We start from the raw sequence: 19,800 nt of genomic DNA, 5'->3' as shown, positions 1-19,800 counted from the left end.
GGCTACAAATCAACCCGGCACACCTCATAACGGCCTGATAGATGCAAATATATCAGGCCGTTTTATTGCAGTGACATCACCGACGAAGAGCGCCGCACCTGTTCGGTGTAGTCAACCGCTGTGCTCAACCGTGCAGCAGAGTGCCCGCCACCAGCACCGCCATGGTGATGAGAGCTACGCCGATGATGAAGGGCAGCACCCAGCGCACGAAGCGATCGTAGGGGATCTTGGCCAGCGCCAGCCCCGCCACCAGATGGGCGGCGGTGGGGGCGAACAGGTTGATCCAGCCGGAGGCGGACTGATAGGCGGTGATCACCAGATCCCGCGAGATGCCGGAGAAATCGGCAAGCGGTCCCATCAGCGGCATGGAAACGGTCGCCAGTCCCGAGGTGGAGGGAATAAAAAAGCTAAGAATGATGTGCACCAGGTAGGCCATCAGGATGAACACCGACGAGGACAGCCCGCTCACCAGCCCCTCGGCCCAGTGCAAAATGGTGTCGATGATGACGCCCTGCTCCATCACCACATAGATGCCGCGCGCCACCGCCACCACCAGCGCCACCCCGATGAGATCCCGCGCTCCGTTGAGGAAGGTCGCCACATAGTTGGATTCCGGCATCCGGTTGATCATCGCAATCAGGATGGAGGCGCTGAAGAACAGGGTGGAGAGCTCGTCAAACCACCAGCCAAAGGTTGGCAGTGCCTCAATCCCCAAATCCGACCAGGGTACCACCGCATAGATCATCAGCAGGAAGGTTCCGAAGAAGACCAGCATGGTGAGCTTCTGCTTGCCGCTGAAGGCGAGGTTGCCGCTCTTCATCTGGGAGAACTCGTCGTCATAGGCGATGTCGGCCAGCACGGAGCGGGATTTGTCCTGCTGCACCTGCTTGGCGTAGCGCATCACGTACCAGGAAGCGAAGATCACCAGCAGCAGCCACTGGATGACCCGCAGACCAATCCCCTCACCGATGGGAATGCCGGCAAAGCCGGAGGCGATGCCGGTGGCAAACGGGTTGACGGTAGAGGCGAGCACCCCGACCCCGGAGCCGAGCAGGATGATCCCAGCCGCCACCATGCGATCGAAGCCCGCCGCCATCATCACCGGCACGATCAGCGCCCAGAAGGCCACCGTCTCCTCCGCCATGCCGAAGGTGGAGCCGCCGAGGGCAAACAGGGCGATCAGCACGGGGATAAGCAGCCGCTCGCGCCCGGCGAAAGCGCGCACTATGGCCCCCACCCCGGCATCCAGCGCGCCACTTTGCATGGTCACCGCCAGAAAGCCGCCGATGATGAGCACGAACAGCGCCACGTCCGCCGCCTTGTGGAAGCCCTGAATGGGGGCCTTGAGCACCTCGAACACCCCCTGCGGCTGGGAGGGGAGCTCGGTATAGCTGCCGGGTACCGGCAACAGCCGTTCGTCGCCGCTGTAATCGGCCACGGCCGCCGCCGCGACCGGCTGCTGGGTCTTGGCCGTCACATAGTTGTACTTGCCCGCCGGCAGTACCCAGGTGAGGGCCGCCATCAGGGCGATGATGATGAAAAGCAGGGTATAGACAGTGGGGAGTTGGCGCTTCTTGGGCGCCTCGTTTGGAGTGGTCATAGCTTCCGTTCCTCGGCAATGCCGTCTGTGATCCGATCAGCGCAAGACTAGCGGGTTTGATATGGGAAAAAGGTGATCGCGGATAATAAAATTCCGCAACTTAGCGGAATTTTTGATAAAAAAACAGGGCCCCGCGGGGCCCTGTTTTCACTTGAGTCAGGATCAGAGCTCGACCACGTCGAATTTCACGTCCGGGTTCACATCCGCCTCGTAATCTACCTCGGCCAGACCGAAACCGAACAGGCGCAGGAACTCCTGCTTGTAGCCGGTGTAGTCGGTCAGCGTGGAGAGGTTCTCCGTGGTGATGGAAGGCCAGAGATCGCGGCAGGTCTGCTGCACGTCCTCACGCAGTTCCCAGTCGTCCATGCGGATGCGGGCCTGCTCGTCCAGCACCAGCTCTTCCCCATAGAGGCGGGTGCGCATCATGCGATAGACCTGCTCCATGCAGCCTTCGTGGATGCCCTTCTCCTTCATGATCTTGAAGGCCATGGAGATGTAGAGCGGCATCACCGGAATGGCAGAAGAAGCCTGGGTCACCACGGATTTCAGCACGGTCACGTGGGCGGTGCCACCCTTGGCGGCCAAGTCGCCACGAATGGCGGTAGCTGCGCGGTCCAGATCTTCCTTGGCGCGGCCCAAGGTACCATGCCAGTAGATGGGCCAGGTCAGGTCGGTACCTATGTAGGAGTAGGCCACCGACTTGGCGCCGTCGGCCAGTACGCCTGCATCGCGCAGGGCAGCCATCCACAACTCCCAATCCTGACCACCCATGACGGTAATGGTGTTCTGGATCTCTTCTTCATTCGCCGGCTCAACGGTGGCCGTGATGATCTGATCCTTGTTGGTATCGATGGCGGTGGTGGTATAGGTCTCGCCGATGGGTTTCAAGGCAGAGCGCACCACCTCACCGGTATCCGGCAACTTGCGCACCGGTGAAGCCAGAGAGTAGACAACCAGATCGATCTGGCCCAGATCGGCCTTGATAAGCTCGATCACCTTGGCGCGACACTCGTTGGAGAAGGCATCACCATTGACGCTCTTGGCATACAGGCCCGCCTCTTTGGCAGCCTTGTCGAAAGCCGCTGAATTGTACCAACCAGCAGAGCCCGTCTTGGTCTCGGAGCTCGGCTTTTCGAAGAAGACGCCAATGGTGGCGGCGCCGCTACCGAAGGCAGTGGCAATCCGGGAAGCCAGACCATAACCGGTGGAAGCGCCAATCACCAGTACCCGCTTGGGGCCATTGGCAATCATGCCCTGCTCCTGGGTGTAAGCAATCTGGCGACGAACATTGGCCTCACAGCCAACCGGGTGAGTGGTGGTGCAGATAAAGCCGCGAACCTTGGGTTTGATAATCATAAGGGGGTCTCGGATCCGTTAAATGGATGAAATCGGGGCATAAGATACCTCATCTTGCCGTGATAGGGTGCTCTGATGTGTTGAGTTGCTCGAAAAATGAGCAGATAAAAATCCTTGTTGCGTCAGGGATTACCTCTCGAGAGCGCAAGCGGACCAAAAACCTCCTGCCACTGGCTACCACTCACCGGCTGAATAAAGTCAGCCGCGTGCTGACATCGCCAGTCTGTTTATTCAGCCTTCCCCACTTGCATCGTCACGGGTATCGTCCTCGGCCAGAGGAAAGAAGGCCCTTCGCCCAGCCCAATAACAGCATGCCGCTCATCGGCATCATCCTGGTTAAGCTCTGTTTCAAGTGGCAATGGCAGTACAAGACCTTCTGACGACAGCACAATCAAGGGAAAACGGACGCACGGTCCACCTGCTTGCAGCGGCTCAACCATCGGCAATGATGGATTCGCACACCTTGCGCCGAGCAGGCAACTGCCCCACAACAATGCCCAGCAGGACGGCGCCACAGGCGAGCCACTGCTGCGACGTCAAGGTTTCGCCCAGCAGCAGATACGCCAGCAACAGGGTAAAAACAGGAATGAGGTTCACATAGGCCGCCGCCAGCGTCACCTTGACCTGAGTCACCGACCAGTTGTAGAGCAGGTATGCCCCGAGCGTCACAAAAGCACCGAGGAAGACGATGACCGCCATGTCCTGCCACGCCCAGGCTGTCGGCCAAGGCTCGCTAAAGGCAAAGGGGGCGAAGAAGAGGGTACCGACAAAGGCCTGCAGCGCGGTCAGGGTCAGCACGCTGTAGCGGCTGCAGAGTTTCTTGAACACCACCGAGTAGGTGGCGGCGCAGAACATGGCCGCCATCTCCAGGCTGTTGCCGAGCAAGGCGTTGGGGGCAAACTCGTCCACCCCGCTGCCCAACCCCAGCAGGGCGATGCCGAAGATGGCGATGGCAAACCCGAGCCACTGACGGCGAGTCACCCGCTCCCTGAGCAGCACAAAGGCCACCAGCGCCACGATCAGCGGCAGCAAGGCACAGACCATGCCCGCCTGCCCGGCACTGGTGTAACGCAGGGCATTGACCTCAAGCAGGAAGTAGAGACAGGGCTCCAGCCCCCCCATCAGGGCCAGCCAGCGCCAGTCTCCCTTCTTGTAGGTGAAATTGCCCAGATAACGGTAGCAAAGCAGCCAGCAAAGTGCGGCCACGCTCATGCGCATGAAGAGCACCTGACCGAAGCCCCAGATCCCCAGCACATGCTTGAGCGCGATGAAGGAGCTGGACCAGAGCAGCATCGCCAGGGTCAGGGTAAAGATAGGTAAAGGGCGCACATTTCCTCCATGAAATTGGCTATCTGAATAATAACCATGCGGCCTTGCGGTTGTTAAAAGGCACCTAAAATCAGATAATACCGCCGCCTTCAAACCGGATAACCAATCTTCAATGACTGAGTACCTGCTTTTACTGGTCGGCACCGTGCTGATCAACAACTTCGTGCTGGTGAAGTTTCTCGGCCTGTGTCCCTTCATGGGCGTCTCCGGCAAGCTGGAGACCGCCATCGGCATGGGGTTGGCCACCACCTTCGTGATGACGCTGGCCAGCGCTTGTTCCTATCTGATGGAACACTATATTCTGATCCCGTTGAACATCGCCTACCTGCGCACGCTCGCCTTCATTCTTGTGATCGCCGTCGTGGTTCAGTTCACCGAGATGGTTATCCGCAAGAGCAGCCCGACCCTCTATCGCCTGCTGGGTATCTTCCTGCCGCTCATCACCACCAACTGTGCCGTGCTGGGCGTGGCGCTGCTGAGCATCAACGAGCGTCACAACTTCATTCAGAGCATCATCTACGGTTTTGGGGCCGCCTGTGGCTTCTCGCTGGTGCTGATCCTGTTTGCCGCCATGCGTGAGCGTCTGGTGGCGGCCGATGTGCCCACCCCGTTTCGCGGCGTCTCCATCGCCATGATCACCGCCGGCCTGATGTCGCTGGCCTTTATGGGCTTTACCGGCCTTATCAAGATATAACGCTATGACTCACATACTCTTTGCCGTTCTGGTGTTGGCTCTGCTGGCCCTGGCCTTCGGCATCATTCTGGGCTTCGCCGCCGTCAAATTTCATGTGGAAGCCGATCCCATTGTCGATCAGCTCGACGCCCTGTTGCCGCAGACCCAGTGCGGCCAGTGCGGCTACCCAGGTTGCAAGCCTTACGCCGAGGCCCTGGCCAACGGCGACCAGATCAACAAGTGCGTGCCCGGTGGCGATGCCACCATGCGCAAGATTGCCGATCTCATGGGGGTAGAACCCAAGCCGCTAGGCGGTAGTGAGGCCGCCGTCCCCATCAAGAAAGTCGCCTTCATTCATGAAGATCAATGCATCGGCTGCACCAAGTGCATCCAGGCCTGTCCGGTCGATGCCATCGTCGGTGCCACCAAGGCGATGCACACCGTGATCGCCGACGAGTGCACCGGCTGCGATCTCTGTGTCGATCCCTGCCCAACCGACTGTATCGAAATGATCCCGGTGCCGACCACGGTCGACAACTGGAAGTGGGATCTGGCCAGCGTCGCCATTCCGGTCAAGATAGTGGAGTAACCATGCAGTCCTTACTCGAACGCATCAAAGCCGGCACCCTGTGGGATTTTCACGGCGGCATTCATCCTCCCGAGAACAAAGATCAATCCAGCCTCACCCCGGTGATGGACGCTGGCCTGCCGCCCCAGCTCATCATACCGGTACGCCAGCACGCGGGCCCGGCCGGCGATCTGCTGGTGCAGGTCGGTGACCTGGTCAAGAAGGGTCAGCCGCTGACCCGTTACGACAAGGGCCGCATAGTGCCGGTGCACGCCTCCACCTCGGGCACCATCACCGCCATCGGCCACCACACGGTAGCGCACCCCTCCGGGCTCGATGATCTCTGCATCACCCTCACCCCGGATGGGGAAGATGCCTGGGGTGAGCGCCAGGGCAAGGCCGACTACTGGAATCTGGAGCGGAGCGAGCTGCTCGAACACATCCAGCAGGCCGGCATTGCGGGCCTGGGCGGTGCCGTGTTCCCGACCCACAGCAAGCTCGATGGTCGTGGCCAGCTGACCGAGATCCTCATCGTCAACGGGCTGGAGTGCGAACCCTACATCACCACCGACGATCGACTGATGCAGGAATATGCCGACGAAATCATGGACGGCATCCGGGTGCTCAAGCATCTGCTCAAGCCCAAACTGACCCTGATCGGGGTGGAAGACAACAAGCCTGCCGCCATCGGCGAACTGACCCGTCATGCCACCGATGAGGATGTGCTGGTCAAGACGGTGCCGACCAAGTACCCCTCGGGCGGCGCCAAGCAGACCATAGAGTTGCTCACCGGCCGTCAGGTGCCCAAGGGAGGCCGGGCGGTGGACATGGGCATCATGGTGCTCAACGTGGCGACCGTGTTTGCCATCAAGCGCGCCATCATCGACGGCGAGCCGCTCATCTCTCGTATCGTCACCCTCACGGGCAATGCCTTCAAGAAGCCGGGCAACGCCTGGGTGCTGCTGGGCACCCCGGTGCGCTGGCTGTTGCAGCGTTTCGAACTGCAACCCGAGGCGGATCAGCGAGTGATCATGGGGGGCCCCATGATGGGCTTCACCCTGCCCCACGCCATGGTGCCCGTGGTCAAGGCCACCAACTGCCTGCTCTCCCCCACCCGGGCTGAGCTGCCGCCCCCCGGCCCCGAGCAGGCCTGCATTCGCTGCAGCGCCTGCGCCGATGCCTGCCCGGCCAACCTGCTGCCCCAGGAACTCTACTGGTACAGCCGGGCCAAGGAGTACGACAAGGCCGACGGGCTCAACCTGTTCGACTGCATTGAGTGCGGTGCCTGCGCCTGGGTCTGCCCGAGCGAGATCCCCCTGGTGCAGTACTACAAGATTGCCAAGGATGATATTCGCGAAGCGCGCGCCGAGGCCGAGAAAGCCGAGCGTGCCAAGCAGCGCTTCGAGGCCAAGCAGGCCCGCTTCGAGCGGGAAAAAGCGGCCCGCGAGGCACGCCATGCCGAGGCGGCCGCCCAGCGTCGCCAGGCCATGACGACGGCTGGCGGAGAAGATCCGGTGGCCGCAGCCTTGGCCCGTATCAAGGCCAAGCAGGAGACGAGCGCTAGCGGGGCGGCTAATCAGCCCGACAACAGCGCCATGATTGCCGCCCGCGAGGCGCGCAAGCAGGAGGCTCTGGCTCGCCGCGCCGCCAAAGTGGCCAGCAGCGATGAGCCTGCCGATGTTGCCGCCGTCATTGCACCAACGCCGGAGGCGCAGGATCCTAAAAAAGCAGCCATCGCTGCAGCCTTGGCCCGTGCCAAGGCCAAGAAAGCCGCTCAGGCGCAAGGTGACGCGGCCGTGACCGAGGGTGAAGACATCGTCGCTGCAACCCCTGCCGCAGCACCGCCCCCTGACGCCGCCGACGCAGATCCCAAGAAGGCGGCCATTGCTGCCGCCATTGCCCGTGCCAAGGCCAAGAAAGCCGCTCAGGCGCAAAGTGACGCGGCCGTGACCGAGGGTGAAGACGCCGTCGCTGCAACCCCTGCCACAGCACCGCAGCCTGACGCCGATCCCAAGAAGGCGGCCATCGCTGCCGCCATTGCCCGTGCCAAGGCCAAGAGGGCCGCTCAGGCGCAAGGTGATGCGGCCGTGACCGAGGGTGAAGACATCGTCGCTGCAACCCCTGCCGCAACACCGCAGCCTGACGCCGCCGACGCAGATCCCAAGAAGGCAGCCATCGCCGCCGCCGTGGCCCGCGCCAAGGCCAGAAAACTGGCGGCCGAGGCGGCAGCCCAGGCATCCCCTTCTCCATCGACCGACAAGAGCCACTGATCCATGTTCAATATCGCGAGTGCGCCGTTTGCCCATAACCGCAAACAGACCCAAACCCTGATGTTGCTGGTGATCCTGGCTTGCCTGCCCGGTTTTCTGGCGCAGACCTGGTTCTTTGGCTGGGGCACCCTGATCCAGATCCTGCTGGCACTGGTCACGGCGCTGGGTGCAGAGGCCTTGGTACTCAAGTTGCGCCACCGTCCCATCAAGCCTGCCCTGCTGGATGGCAGCGCGGCCCTGACCGCCGTGCTGATCGGACTGGCTCTGCCCCCGCTGCTGCCCTGGTGGATGCTGGTACTGGGCACGGCGTTTGCCATCATCATCGCCAAGCACCTCTACGGCGGGCTCGGTCAGAACCTGTTCAACCCCGCCATGGTGGCCTATGTGCTGCTGCTGGTCTCCTTCCCGGTACAGATGACCAGCTGGCTGCCTCCCTCCAGCATTGCCGCCTACGACATCGGCTTCGGCGATGCGGCGTCCGTCATCTTCACCGGCTTCAGCCTGGACGGCTACAGCATGGCGCAGCTCAAGCAGGGGGTGGATGGCCTCACCATGGCCACCCCGCTCGATACCCTGAAGACCGGGCTGACCCAGGGCCTCACCGCCGGTGAGGTGATGACCCACGCCGTGTTCGAGGGCTGGGGCGGCATCGGCTGGAGCTGGGTCAATCTCGGCTACCTGCTGGGCGGCCTGTTCCTGCTGCAGCAAAAAGTCATCAACTGGCGCATTCCGTGTGCCATCCTGGGCTCCTTGCTGCTGGCGGCATCCTTGGGTTATCTGATGACGCCGGATGCCACCGCCACCCCCATGTTCCATCTGTTCAGCGGCGCCACCATGCTGGGGGCCTTCTTCATCGCCACCGATCCGGTGAGCGCCAGCACCACCCCGCGCGGCCGTCTGGTCTATGGCGTGCTGATCGGCGTGCTGGTCTACCTCATCCGCCGCTTTGGCGGCTACCCGGACGCCTTCGCCTTCGCCGTGCTGCTGGCCAACCTCTGTGTACCGCTGATTGACAGCCTGACGCGCCCCAAAGTCTATGGAGCCCGCCGCAAATGATCGTCGCGCACACCTCACTCTCAGGAAAGATTCAATGTTAAAGAGCATGCGCAAAAACGGCGTCACTCTGGCGCTGTTTGCCTTGGCCTGCACCGCTGTGGTGGTGCTGACCAATGAGCTGACCCGCGATAGGATCGCCCATCAGCAGCAGCTGGAGAAGCTGCGCACCCTCTCGGCCCTGTTGCCGGAGGGGAGCTATGATAATGACCTGGTGGCGAGCTGCAAGCGGGTACAGAGCAAGAGGTATCTGGGCAGCGATCAAGCCATGCCGCTCTATACCGCGACCCTGCAAGGCGAAACCACCGGCTATGCGCTGGAAACCATAGCCCCCGACGGCTACAGTGGGGCCATTCGTCTCATCGTCGGCACAGATGCCAAGGGCAACGTCAGTGCCGTGCGGGTGCTGGCCCACAATGAGACGCCGGGCCTCGGTGACAAGATAGAGTTGAAGAAATCGAGCTGGATCAACAGCTTTGTCGGCAAGTTTCTCAACCGCGACAACGAGACCAGCTGGGCAGTGAAGAAGGATGGCGGTGAATTCGATGCTTTCACCGGCGCCACCATCACCCCCCGCGCCGTAGTCAAAGCGGTGAAGAATCTGCTGCTGTTGCAACAGGAGCACCCTGAATTCCTGCGGGACGCCCCCTCCTGTGACGCCACCCCATAACGCCGGAGCACAAGCAATGGAACAAGTTGATGTGATTGACGGGCAGAGCCCGATCAGCGAGAGCAATGGTCGTCGTGAAGAGCTCAAGGAGCTGATGCTGCAGGGGTTGTGGAAGAACAACCCCTCACTGGTGCAGGTACTGGGGCTCTGCCCCACTCTGGCGGTCTCCTCCACCTTTACCAATGCGCTAGGGCTGGGATTGGCCACCATGGCGGTGCTGGTCAGCTCCAACCTCGCCATCTCTCTGGTGCGCAATCTGGTGCCCAAGGATATCCGTATTCCCGTCTACGTGATGATCATCGCCGCCCTGGTGACCAGCGTGCAGCTGTTGATGAACGCCTATACCTATGGCCTCTATCAGGCGCTCGGCATCTTCATCGCCCTTATCGTCACCAACTGCGTCATCATAGGCCGGGCCGAGGCGTATGCCTCCAAGAACCCGCCCCTGCTGGCTGCCCTCGACGGCTTCATGATGGGGCTTGGCTTTACCCTGGTGCTGCTGGTGCTGGGGGGGCTGCGGGAGATCATCGGCATGGGCACCCTGTTCGACGGCGCTGATCTGCTGCTAGGGGACTGGGCCAAGTCCTTGCGCATCGAGCTGTTCCACGCCGACGCCAGCCTGCTGCTGGCGATCCTGCCGCCCGGCGGCTTCATCGGTCTGGGCCTGATGATCGCAGGCAAAAACGCCATCAACGACTGGCTGGGCCGCAAGCAGAGCGCCGAGAAGGCCCACTGCAGCGTGCCGGCGGCGGGCGCCCGCGCGACCCAGCTCTGAGACAAGAGGGAGCCATGAACAACCAGAAACGCAGGCAGATCCTGGAGCGGCTGCGGGACAACAATCCCCACCCCACCACAGAGCTGAACTTCCACTCACCGTTCGAGCTGCTGATCGCCGTACTGCTGTCGGCTCAGGCCACAGACGTGAGCGTCAACAAGGCTACCGACAAGCTCTATCCGGTGGCCAACACCCCCCAGGCCATGCTGGATCTCGGGGTGGACGGGCTCAAGGAGTACATCAAGACCATAGGCCTGTTCAACACCAAGGCCGAGAACGTCATCAAAACCTGCGCCATCCTGCTGGAGCGCCACGGCGGCGAGGTGCCGGAGAGCCGCGAGGCGCTCGAAGCCCTGCCTGGCGTCGGCCGCAAGACCGCCAACGTGGTGCTCAACACCGCCTTTGGCTGGCCTACCATCGCCGTCGACACCCACATCTTTCGGGTGTCGAATCGCACCGGTTTCGCGGTAGGCAAGAACGTGGATCAGGTGGAGGAGAAACTGCTGAAAGTGGTGCCCGCCGAGTTCAAGCTGGACGTGCACCATTGGCTGATCCTGCACGGCCGTTATACCTGTCTGGCTCGCAAACCCCGCTGTGGCTCCTGTATCATTGAAGACTTGTGTGAATACAAAGAAAAAGTCTACCCGGAAAGCTAGCCGGCGACCATGATGTCCGGCCGTTGACCTCACGTCATAGATTGAAAACAGTACGAATCACCAACCCGGAGAATTGAGCAATGAGAATTCTGCACACCATGCTGCGCGTCGGCGATCTGCAACGCTCCATCGACTTCTACACTCGGGTGCTGGGGATGAAGCTGTTGCGCAAGAGCGAGAACAGCGAATACAAGTACACCCTGGCCTTCGTCGGTTACGGCGACGAGAAGGATGAGGCCGTCATCGAGCTCACCTACAACTGGGGCGTGAGCGAGTATGAGCTGGGATCGGCCTACGGCCACATCGCGCTGGAAGCGGACGACATCTATGGCACCTGCGATGCGCTGCGTGCCGCCGGCGCCAAGATCACCCGCGAGCCGGGCCCGGTCAAGGGTGGCAAGACGGTCATCGCCTTCGTGGAAGATCCGGATGGTTACAAGATTGAACTGATCGCCAAGAAAGATGCAGGCACAGGCCTGGGTGACAGCTTCTAAGGCATGGTCAGGACAAGATCCCCATAAAAAAGAGCGCCAAGGCGCTCTTTTTCATTGAATGATATCCGCCCATCAGATGGCGCCATTGCGGCCCATGTTGATCACCACCCGCCGGTTCCTGGCGCGGCCATCCTCGGTTTCATTGGAAGCGACATGCTGTTTCTCGCCGTGTCCTTCCACCGAGATCTTGCCGGGATCGATGCCGAGATCGACGAACACTTTCTTGATGGCATCGGCTCGCTTCTCGGAAAGCTTCTGGTTCGGCCAGCGACCGCCATAGCTGTCGCTGTAGGCGTCGATCACCACCACGTCGATACTCTTGTCGACCTTCACAAACTCGCCGATCATCGCCAGCCGCCGTTTGGAGGCCAGCGACAGCTCTTCGCTGTTCTTGTCATAGGTGAGCACGCTGAAGGCGATGTCATTGAAACTGTATGGCAGCAGGCCGTTCAGGCAATCCACGAAAGCCTGATACTTGACCCGGAAGTTGACCGAGGAGAGCGACACCCGTACCGGCCGGTTCTGGCGATACCAGTCGCGATACTGGAAGGTCGGCATGCGCCCCCCCTCCAGCTCGTCCAGCATGGTCCAGGCGGTCTGCCCCTCCACCAGCCCATCGAACTGCTGGTAAAAATGCAGTTGGCTCACTTCCCGTCCGGCGATGCCGGGGCGCCAGATGGGCGGCATGATCCCCAGGCTGACCGTCTGGGTCTGGGCCTGCTGGCGCAGCCCCTTGAGTTCAAAATCCAGATTGATCTTGCGGCCGGCCCGGCTGACGAAGGCACCCATACCCCAGTTGGGAATAGGGTGTTCAAGGCGGCACTCCACTTGCGTGTCCGAGGTCAGACGCCAGACGGATTGATCCAGGCCGGCACCAAACTCGGTGACGCCAGCCTGTAACTGCATACTCACGGATATGCTGACCAACCCTAACATCCAAGCGTTCAACTGCCTGCCCTCCACACGATCTCACGTTAGGTATCGGCAAGGGCAGGACAAGCTTTAGGGCAAACCACTCAATGGGGAGCAGGACGCTCCATCAACTTGAAACTGGCAATGCGGCACGCCAGCTCGCGTGCCAGCAGATCCAGCTCGGCGCTGTTCTGCTGCAAGGTTTCCGAGTGCAGGCGATGGGCCTCGTACACCTCACGTATGGTCATCACGTTGTGCTGTATGTCGTCGGTGACGTAGCGCTGCTCCTCCGTCGCCGTCGCCACCTGGGCCGTCATGTCGCTCACCTTGCGCACCTCGTTGACTATGTCGGTCAGCTCGCTGCCCGCCCGCTTGGCCTCGGTCACGCTCTGCCCCGCCTGCTCTGTGCCCAGGTGCATGGCAGTGACCGCCTGATTGGCCCCCTGCCGCAAACGGACCAGCATGCGCGCTATGTCATCGGCAGCCTGCTGGGTACGGGAGGCGAGTGCCCTCACCTCTTCGGCCACCACCGCAAAACCGCGACCGGACTCACCGGCACGGGCCGCTTCGATGGCGGCGTTGAGTGCCAGCAGGTTGGTACGATCCGAAATCTGCTTGATCAGATTGAGCGCCTCGCCGACCGACTCGGTATCCTGATGCAGGCTATCCACCAGTTGCTGGGTATCGACCAGAGTGCCCGCGACCTGCTGGATGGCATCTATGGTCTGATCCACCTCTTTATCGCCCTGCCGGGCCCGGCCTATGGCCTGCTGGGTCGCCAACGAGGTCTGGGTCGCGTTGCGCGCAATCTCGGCCACGGTGGAAGCCATTTCGGTGGCGGCGGTCGCCACCAGATCCACCTGACCAAAGCCCCTGACCACACCGGCGTTGACCTCGGCGATCACGTCTGCCGACGCGGAGGCGCTGCGGGCCAGCACCTCGCAGGAGCGGCGCACCGCCAGCAGCAGCCCCTCAAGATGCGCGAGGAAATGGTTCAGATCCCGCGCCAACGCGCCCAGTTCATCACCGGATTGCCAGTTTACCCGCACCGTCAGGTCATTTTCCTGTACCAGACGTTTGAAGGTCTGGTGCAGGGCCATGAAGCCCAGATGCAGATCCCGCACCACCCGCCAGCAAACGAAGGTGGTCAGCGCCACGCACAGCAATACCCCGATGGCCGCCCACCAGAAGTCGCTGGCGCTCCTGGCCCGCATCTGATCCACCCGCTCTGACAGCTGTTGATAGAGGCGATCCTCACTCTCCTTGAGCAGGCCAATCTTGTCGGTGCTCAGGGCAAACCAGGCCTCGGCATCCACCCCGAAGCCCCCGGTGGCTGCCTTGTCCAACGCCAGTTTTTCCATGGCGGCCACCTTGGCGACCACGGGAGAGGCCAGGCTGTCGGCCAGCAGCTGACGCTGTGACGGGCTCGCCACCGCCTGAAAACGTTCGAAATAGGTATTCTGGGCCGCCATCAGAGAGATGAACTGCTGCAACAGCGCGGGAGTGAAGCTGTCACGGCCAAACACATTGCTCAGGGTCGCCCGTTCCAGCCCCATGCGCTCCTTGCTCTGCAAGAAGGCGGCATAGGCATTGGTCTGCAGCGCTATGGTGGCATCCAGGCTGTTGAGGCTGACCTGATCCACCACGGCCAGCAGCTGGCTGATGAGACGGCTGTAGAAGCTGACCTGCTCCGCCACCTCTACCCCCAGGGCGCCGACCCGCTCACGCATGGCGGTGAGCCCGGTCAGCGCCTGCTGCACCTCCCCCAGCGCCAGCAGGGCAGGATCCTCATGAAAACGTGCCAGCAAGCCATCCACCACCTTGCGCTGGGCCGGCAGGGCGTCGCGGAACTTGTTGCCGCCAGAGCCCAAAAAGCCCGCCGACATGCCACGCTCCTTTTGCAGCTCGTGGGCCAGTTGCGCCGCTTCTCGCACCACCTTGAGCGCGACCTGCGCCTGACTCATTTCCTGCTCGACCCGATAACGCTCGTATACGTATCGGCCGGAGAAAAACAGCAAGGCCAGCAACGGCAGGCAGACCACCAGCAACATCTTGTGCGCCAATCCCAGCTTCTTCATCGTCGCTCCCCATTCCATTGTTGAAGTGGTCAATTATAAGCCCGAGTGTCGACAATAGAATCAGACACCTGTCTCATGGCTGCGGATGAGGGACAAAGGCCGGCTTTTTTGCCATAATGCCGCCTCATTTCACGCCGACCGAGATACCATGACCGACGCTGTTCACACCCTCAAGGGCCGTTTTCGTGGCTTTTACCCCGTCGTCATCGATGTTGAAACCGCCGGGTTCAATGCCAGAACCGACGCCTTGCTGGAAATCGCCGCCTATACCCTCAAGATGGATGAGGATGGCTGGCTGCTGCCCGACCAGATCTTTCATTTTCACGTCGCGCCATTCGAAGGCGCCAACCTGGAGAAGGCAGCGCTGGAGTTCACCGGCATAGATCCCTTCAATCCGCTGCGCGGTGCCGTCAGCGAAAGAGAAGCGCTGACCGAGATCTTCAAGGGCATCCGCAAGGGGATGAAGGAGCACGACTGCGGCCGCGCCATCATAGTGGCCCACAACGCGACGTTCGATCACGGCTTCGTGATGGCCGCCGCCGAGCGAGCCGGCCTCAAGCGCAATCCGTTCCATCCGTTTGCCACCTTCGATACCGCCGCTCTCTCCGGCTTGGCTCTCGGACAAACCGTGCTGGCCAAGGCGTGTCAAAGCGCCCGCATCCCGTTTGACAATAAAGAGGCGCACTCCGCCCTGTATGACACAGAACGCACCACCGAACTGTTCTGCCATATCGTCAACCGCTGGAAGAGCCTGGGTGGCTGGCCTCCGGCCCATCCGGATGATGCCGCCGACGACGCGAGCGAATAACCGGCACAAGCAATGAGCAAGAAGGCTGCCCTGGCAGCCTTCTTCTATTGAGTTGGCGAGATCAAGCTGGTTTGACCAGAATGGCGAAAAAAGGTCCATACAAGGCCGTTTTTCACCCTGATGCGCACCGTGTCTGCCCAGGCCAGCCGGGAATGCTGCCAATAGGCGTCTTGCCTGATTTTTTACTCGACATTTGTCACATTTTTCGCAAACTAACGGCCTTTCACATGACAGACAGCAACATAATCTATAAGGAAATCAAATGAATCCTGTTGTTATCGCAGTTGCGCTGATGCTGGTGCTCAGTCTGCTGCGGATCAATGTGGTGGTCTCCCTCTCCATCGGCGCCATCGTCGGCGGCCTGATCGGCGGACTCTCACTGCAGGAGACCCTCAGCACCTTTACCGGTGGTCTGGGTGGCGGCGCCGAAATCGCCCTCTCCTATGCCATGCTGGGGGCCTTTGCGGTCGCCATCTCCCGCTCCGGGATCACCGACCTGCTGGCTCGCAAGGTGATCAGCCAATTGGGCAAAGATGCCAGCAGCTCTCGCATCCTCTGGGTCAAGAGCCTGCTGCTCACCTCGGTACTGGCGGTCTCCATCTCCTCCCAGAACCTGATCCCGGTCCACATCGCCTTCATTCCCATCCTGATCCCGCCGCTGCTGCACGTCATGGCCCAGATGCAGATCGACCGCCGTCAGGTGGCCTGCGTCATCACCTTCGGCCTGACCGCAACCTATATGCTGTTGCCGGTCGGTTTTGGCGGCATCTTCCTCAACAACATCCTGGCCAAGAACCTGATCGACAACGGTGTGCCGGTCGAGCACGGCCAGCTGCCGCTGGCGATGGCCATTCCGGTGCTGGGCATGTTCATCGGCCTGCTGATCGCTCTCTTCATCAGCTACCGCAAGCCACGCCAGTATGATATGGACAAGATCCTGGCCGCCGAGCCCGAATCCGTAGAGCTCAACCTCAACCACATCTGGGTGGCCCTGCTGGCCATCGGCGTGGCCCTGGGGCTGCAGTTGATGACCAACAGCATAGTGTTGGGAGCGCTGGCCGGTTTCGTCATCTTCACCTGCGGCGGTGTCATCAAGTTTCGCGAGAGCCAGGACGCCTTCACCCAGGGCGTGCGCATGATGTCCCTCATCGGCTTCATCATGATCTCCGCCGCCGGCTTCGCCGCCGTGATGAAGGCCACCCACGGGGTGGAGAGCCTGGTGCAGTCCGTCTCTGCGGTGATCGGGGATCAGAAGGGCCTCGCCGCCTTCCTGATGCTGCTGGTTGGCCTCTTGATCACCATGGGGATAGGTTCTTCTTTCTCCACCGTGCCCATCATCGCCACCATCTATGTGCCGCTGTGCATCCATCTCGGCTTTTCGCCCATGGCCACCATAGCACTGGTGGGTACAGCAGGTGCGCTGGGGGATGCGGGCTCCCCCGCCTCCGACTCGACGCTCGGTCCCACCTCCGGCCTCAACGCCGACGGCCAACACGACCACATCTGGGACAGCGTGGTACCCACCTTCATCCACTACAACATCCCGCTCATTATCTTCGGCTGGATTGCCGCCATGGTGCTCTGAGCCCCCGGACAAGTTAGATGCAGACACGCAAAAGGCGACCTCAGGGTCGCCTTTTTGTTGTCCCCTCCTCCAGCCTGAACTGGACACAGGCGCCGCTGGCGGACATCACGACGCCGCACGCGTAGCTCGTGGAACAAACCCCAGGCTCCCGCCAGGATATCACTACCGCCTGCTGGCTTGTCCCAACACTGTCGTTACAGACTGGAGGACAGAGGCTGGAGACAAGACAGAGACAGAGACAAAGGCAGAAACAGAGGCAGAGGCAGAGGCAGAGGCAGAGGCAGAGGCAGAGGCAGTATGCTGGCTCTCTCTGGCCAACACAATCCAAACCTCTGAGTCGGGCCAGTCCAGACCCATGAGCCGGCCAAATGACAGGCAACAAAAAGGCCGCTCGATGAGCGGCCTTTTTATCAAGACGATCAGGACTTAGGTGTCGCGGCGCTTGTTGCCACCGAACTTGCGATCCTTGTTGAAGCCACCTTCACGGCGCTCCCCGCTCTTGTTGAACGGACGGTCACCGCTGGGGCGGCGATCCTTGTTGAAAGGACGATCGCTGCGCGGCGGGCGGGGGGCAGTGTTGCTGCCGGCCGGCACTTCGGTGTAGCGGGTGATCATCAGCGGACGCTGACAAACACGGGCTTTCTTGATCACTTCCAGTACATCGGCAGTCATGCCCTTGGGCAGATCGACGGTGGAGAAGTCATCGGCGATGTCGATGTTGCCGATGAAACGGCTCTCGATGTTCGCTTCGTTGGCGATGGCGCCCACGATCTGGCCCGGCTTGACGCCATGATGGGCACCCACGTCTACACGGTAGCGTTCCATCTCTACGTCAGGATTGTCTTTCAGCGGACGCGGCTCGAGGGACGGCATGCGACGGGCAGGACGATCACCACGGTCGGCAAAGTCACGACCACCGTCACGGCGCTCGAAATCACGGCCACCACGATCGTTGCTCGGGTTGAACTGCGGCTCTGGGATGGACTCATCAAGCAGCAGCGGTTGGTCACCCTGCACCAGCTTGGCCAGTGCGGCAGCCAGCTCCAGCGGATCGGCAGAATCTTCTTCGATCAGCTCGTTCACCAGGTTGTGGTAGATCTCAAGCTCTTCGCCCATCATGGTTTCCCGGATGCGCTCTTTGAACTTGGTCATGCGGTGCTGGTTGATGTCCTCGGTGCTCGGCATCTTCATCGGCTCGATGGCCTGACGAGTGGCGTGCTCGATGGCACGCAGCATGCGGCGCTCACGGGGAGCAACAAACAGGATGGCCTCACCCTTGCGACCAGCACGGCCGGTACGGCCGATACGGTGTACGTAGGATTCGGTATCGTACGGAATGTCGTAGTTCACCACGTGAGTGATGCGCTCAACGTCCAGACCACGGGCGACCACGTCGGTCGCGATCAGGATGTCCAGCTGGCCTTGACGCAGCTTGTCGACGGTACGCTCACGCAGCTTCTGCGGGATATCACCGTGCAGCGCTTCACAGGCGTGACCACGGGCGGCCAGTTTGCCAGCCAGCTCTTCGGCCGCGTTCTTGGTGCGCACGAAGACCAGTACGGCTTCGTACGGCTCGACTTCCAGCAGACGGGTCATGGCGTCCAGCTTGTGCAGACCGGTTACCTGCCAGTAGCGCTGGCGGATGGTCGGTGCAGTGGACGTCTTGGTGATGATCTTGATCTCTTTCGGCTGCTTCAGGTGCTTCTGGGCAACACGACGGATCTGGTCCGGCATGGTGGCAGAGAAGAGCGCGACCTGACGGGTGCTCGGGCACTGTTCCATGATCCAGTCCACGTCGTCGATGAAGCCCATACGCAGCATTTCATCGGCTTCATCCAGTACCAGGGCTTTCAGGCCGGAGAGGTCCAGGTTCTTGCGACGGATCAGGTCCATCACACGGCCAGGGGTACCCACGACAACCTGAGCACCACGACGCAGGGCGCGGGTCTGGGTTTCGTAGGAGGAACCACCGTAGATCGGCAGGACATGGAAGTCCGGCATGTGCTTGGCGTAACGTTGGCACGCCTCGGCAACCTGCAGCGCCAGTTCACGGGTCGGTGCCAGCACCAAAACCTGGGTATTGCGGTTACCAGCTTCCAGACGAGACAACAGAGGCAAGGCAAAAGCAGCGGTCTTCCCTGTACCGGTTTGCGCCTGCCCCAGCAGATCGTGTCCCGCCATCAGGTGGGGAATTGCTGCGGCCTGGATCGGTGACGGGCGCTCATAGCCCACGTCCTGCAGCGCTTTCAATACAGGCGCGGCCAGTCCAAGCTCACTAAAAAGGGGCAGTTGTTCGGTATCAGACATAGATTCTTCCAGATTAAGGCAGGCGGCTAAGCACCGCGGAATAGCAAAAAGGCGGCGATTATAGCGCCACTTTGTTCTGCTGTCTTGAAAAATGTGATAAGCCTCTCAAGACGTTGGCAATTATAGAGGGATCTTGCGACTATGGCTTGCTTATTTTGCACTCATGGTGCGTTATTGCAGATCACTCCTCGCTGGAGTCCTTGTCCCGCTTGTGTTTGAGCACTGCCATGGTCAATCGACTGGTGCACAATAAACGCGCACGTTCGTCCCGAATTTCAATCTGCCACACCTGGGTCGTTGCTCCCAGATGCAGTGGCGAGCAACGCCCTGTCACCACTCCTTCCCGCTTGGCCCGCAGGTGGTTGGCATTCACTTCCAGTCCCACGCAGTAGCTATCTGGCCCCACCGCCATATTGGCCGCGAGCGATCCCAGCGTCTCCGCCAACACCACGGACGCGCCACCGTGCAGCATGCCAAGGGGCTGATGGGTGCGGTGATCCACCGGCATGCTGGCCTCGAGCCAGTCGGGGCCAAAGGCTGTGTAGACGATGTCCAGGTGGGCTATCAGGGTGTTGCGGGAACTGGCATTGAGCCCCTCCAGGCTCATGGGCTTGCGCCAGATGGCGCTGTTTTCTTGACTCATGGCGAGCAGACTCCTTGTGTGAT

The 19,800-nt window shown here is 61.1% G+C and carries 17 protein-coding genes; 10 read left to right on the top strand and 7 right to left on the bottom strand.

Features of this window, described 5'->3' with window-relative positions:
* Positions 1-124 precede the first annotated feature (124 nt).
* From ACW5XD_RS19095 to ACW5XD_RS19085, 3 genes are all read right to left on the bottom strand, one after another.
* Positions 125-1,600, bottom strand: coding sequence for a YfcC family protein (locus ACW5XD_RS19095; RefSeq protein WP_456496244.1), 1,476 nt, complete (start codon positions 1,598-1,600; stop codon positions 125-127).
* 162 nt (positions 1,601-1,762) lie between these two features.
* On the bottom strand, positions 1,763-2,956 hold the full coding sequence (gene fabV / locus ACW5XD_RS19090) for an enoyl-ACP reductase FabV (RefSeq protein ID WP_456496243.1): 1,194 nt from the start codon (positions 2,954-2,956) through the stop codon (positions 1,763-1,765).
* 432 nt (positions 2,957-3,388) lie between these two features.
* A complete protein-coding gene (locus ACW5XD_RS19085) occupies positions 3,389-4,285 on the bottom strand; it encodes a DMT family transporter (RefSeq protein ID WP_456496242.1) in 897 nt (298 codons plus the stop codon).
* A 112-nt stretch (positions 4,286-4,397) separates the two neighbouring features.
* Between ACW5XD_RS19085 and rsxA the strand changes: the two genes are divergently transcribed.
* The 8 genes from rsxA (at position 4,398) to gloA (ending at position 11,444) form a co-directional block, all read left to right on the top strand.
* On the top strand, positions 4,398-4,979 hold the full coding sequence (gene rsxA, locus ACW5XD_RS19080) for an electron transport complex subunit RsxA (RefSeq protein ID WP_042869638.1): 582 nt from the start codon (positions 4,398-4,400) through the stop codon (positions 4,977-4,979).
* 4 nt (positions 4,980-4,983) lie between these two features.
* Complete coding sequence (gene rsxB / locus ACW5XD_RS19075; protein ID WP_456496241.1) at positions 4,984-5,547, top strand: electron transport complex subunit RsxB; 564 nt, start codon at positions 4,984-4,986, stop codon at positions 5,545-5,547.
* 2 nt (positions 5,548-5,549) lie between these two features.
* Positions 5,550-7,796: an electron transport complex subunit RsxC gene (gene rsxC / locus ACW5XD_RS19070; RefSeq protein ID WP_456496240.1), complete on the top strand. Its 2,247-nt coding sequence runs from the start codon at positions 5,550-5,552 to the stop codon at positions 7,794-7,796.
* Between the two features lie 3 nt (positions 7,797-7,799).
* Complete coding sequence (gene rsxD, locus ACW5XD_RS19065; RefSeq protein WP_456496239.1) at positions 7,800-8,852, top strand: electron transport complex subunit RsxD; 1,053 nt, start codon at positions 7,800-7,802, stop codon at positions 8,850-8,852.
* A 34-nt stretch (positions 8,853-8,886) separates the two neighbouring features.
* The gene (gene rsxG / locus ACW5XD_RS19060; RefSeq protein WP_456496238.1) at positions 8,887-9,519 is read left to right on the top strand and encodes an electron transport complex subunit RsxG; all 633 of its coding nucleotides are present in this window, start codon (positions 8,887-8,889) and stop codon (positions 9,517-9,519) included.
* A gap of 16 nt (positions 9,520-9,535) precedes the next feature.
* Entirely contained in the window at positions 9,536-10,294 is a 759-nt protein-coding gene (locus ACW5XD_RS19055) for an electron transport complex subunit E (RefSeq protein ID WP_456496237.1), read from the top strand.
* 14 nt (positions 10,295-10,308) lie between these two features.
* A complete protein-coding gene (gene nth / locus ACW5XD_RS19050; RefSeq protein WP_456496236.1) occupies positions 10,309-10,950 on the top strand; it encodes an endonuclease III in 642 nt (213 codons plus the stop codon).
* Positions 10,951-11,030: 80 nt separating this feature from the next.
* On the top strand, positions 11,031-11,444 hold the full coding sequence (gene gloA, locus ACW5XD_RS19045) for a lactoylglutathione lyase (protein WP_042869625.1): 414 nt from the start codon (positions 11,031-11,033) through the stop codon (positions 11,442-11,444).
* 72 nt (positions 11,445-11,516) lie between these two features.
* Here the strand turns inward: gloA and ACW5XD_RS19040 are convergent, their stop codons facing one another.
* Together ACW5XD_RS19040 and ACW5XD_RS19035 are read right to left on the bottom strand one after the other, a co-directional pair.
* Positions 11,517-12,392, bottom strand: coding sequence for a flagellar protein MotY (locus ACW5XD_RS19040; protein WP_456496235.1), 876 nt, complete (start codon positions 12,390-12,392; stop codon positions 11,517-11,519).
* 68 nt (positions 12,393-12,460) lie between these two features.
* Positions 12,461-14,434 (bottom strand): methyl-accepting chemotaxis protein, encoded by a 1,974-nt coding sequence (locus ACW5XD_RS19035; RefSeq protein WP_456496234.1) that lies wholly within the window; start codon positions 14,432-14,434, stop codon positions 12,461-12,463.
* A 148-nt stretch (positions 14,435-14,582) separates the two neighbouring features.
* On the opposite strand from ACW5XD_RS19035, the gene rnt reads away from it, so the two are divergent.
* Entirely contained in the window at positions 14,583-15,242 is a 660-nt protein-coding gene (gene rnt / locus ACW5XD_RS19030) for a ribonuclease T (RefSeq protein WP_456496233.1), read from the top strand.
* A 262-nt stretch (positions 15,243-15,504) separates the two neighbouring features.
* Positions 15,505-16,827 (top strand): Na+/H+ antiporter family protein, encoded by a 1,323-nt coding sequence (locus ACW5XD_RS19025; protein WP_456496232.1) that lies wholly within the window; start codon positions 15,505-15,507, stop codon positions 16,825-16,827.
* A gap of 426 nt (positions 16,828-17,253) precedes the next feature.
* On the opposite strand, the gene ACW5XD_RS19020 is transcribed toward ACW5XD_RS19025, so the two are convergent.
* Both ACW5XD_RS19020 and ACW5XD_RS19015 read right to left on the bottom strand, forming a co-directional pair.
* On the bottom strand, positions 17,254-19,134 hold the full coding sequence (locus ACW5XD_RS19020) for a DEAD/DEAH box helicase (protein WP_456496231.1): 1,881 nt from the start codon (positions 19,132-19,134) through the stop codon (positions 17,254-17,256).
* A gap of 181 nt (positions 19,135-19,315) precedes the next feature.
* Positions 19,316-19,777 (bottom strand): hotdog fold thioesterase, encoded by a 462-nt coding sequence (locus ACW5XD_RS19015; protein WP_043139453.1) that lies wholly within the window; start codon positions 19,775-19,777, stop codon positions 19,316-19,318.
* Positions 19,778-19,800 lie beyond the last annotated feature (23 nt).

The organism is Aeromonas enterica (assembly GCF_054052465.1).
The sequence above is the reverse complement of the archived record's forward strand: the minus strand, read 5'-3'. Positions and strand labels throughout refer to the sequence as shown.

Excerpts from the sequence above, each read along its gene's own strand:
- ACW5XD_RS19095 (WP_456496244.1), bottom strand. The coding sequence starts at position 1,600 with ATGACCACTCCAAACGAGGCGCCCAAGAAGCGCCAACTCCCCACTGTC.
- fabV (WP_456496243.1), bottom strand. The coding sequence starts at position 2,956 with ATGATTATCAAACCCAAGGTTCGCGGCTTTATCTGCACCACCACTCAC.
- rsxA (WP_042869638.1), top strand. The coding sequence starts at position 4,398 with ATGACTGAGTACCTGCTTTTACTGGTCGGCACCGTGCTGATCAACAAC.
- rsxB (WP_456496241.1), top strand. The coding sequence starts at position 4,984 with ATGACTCACATACTCTTTGCCGTTCTGGTGTTGGCTCTGCTGGCCCTG.
- rsxC (WP_456496240.1), top strand. The coding sequence starts at position 5,550 with ATGCAGTCCTTACTCGAACGCATCAAAGCCGGCACCCTGTGGGATTTT.
- rsxD (WP_456496239.1), top strand. The coding sequence starts at position 7,800 with ATGTTCAATATCGCGAGTGCGCCGTTTGCCCATAACCGCAAACAGACC.
- rsxG (WP_456496238.1), top strand. The coding sequence starts at position 8,887 with ATGTTAAAGAGCATGCGCAAAAACGGCGTCACTCTGGCGCTGTTTGCC.
- ACW5XD_RS19055 (WP_456496237.1), top strand. The coding sequence starts at position 9,536 with ATGGAACAAGTTGATGTGATTGACGGGCAGAGCCCGATCAGCGAGAGC.
- nth (WP_456496236.1), top strand. The coding sequence starts at position 10,309 with ATGAACAACCAGAAACGCAGGCAGATCCTGGAGCGGCTGCGGGACAAC.
- gloA (WP_042869625.1), top strand. The coding sequence starts at position 11,031 with ATGAGAATTCTGCACACCATGCTGCGCGTCGGCGATCTGCAACGCTCC.
- ACW5XD_RS19035 (WP_456496234.1), bottom strand. The coding sequence starts at position 14,434 with ATGAAGAAGCTGGGATTGGCGCACAAGATGTTGCTGGTGGTCTGCCTG.
- rnt (WP_456496233.1), top strand. The coding sequence starts at position 14,583 with ATGACCGACGCTGTTCACACCCTCAAGGGCCGTTTTCGTGGCTTTTAC.
- ACW5XD_RS19025 (WP_456496232.1), top strand. The coding sequence starts at position 15,505 with ATGAATCCTGTTGTTATCGCAGTTGCGCTGATGCTGGTGCTCAGTCTG.
- ACW5XD_RS19020 (WP_456496231.1), bottom strand. The coding sequence starts at position 19,134 with ATGTCTGATACCGAACAACTGCCCCTTTTTAGTGAGCTTGGACTGGCC.
- ACW5XD_RS19015 (WP_043139453.1), bottom strand. The coding sequence starts at position 19,777 with ATGAGTCAAGAAAACAGCGCCATCTGGCGCAAGCCCATGAGCCTGGAG.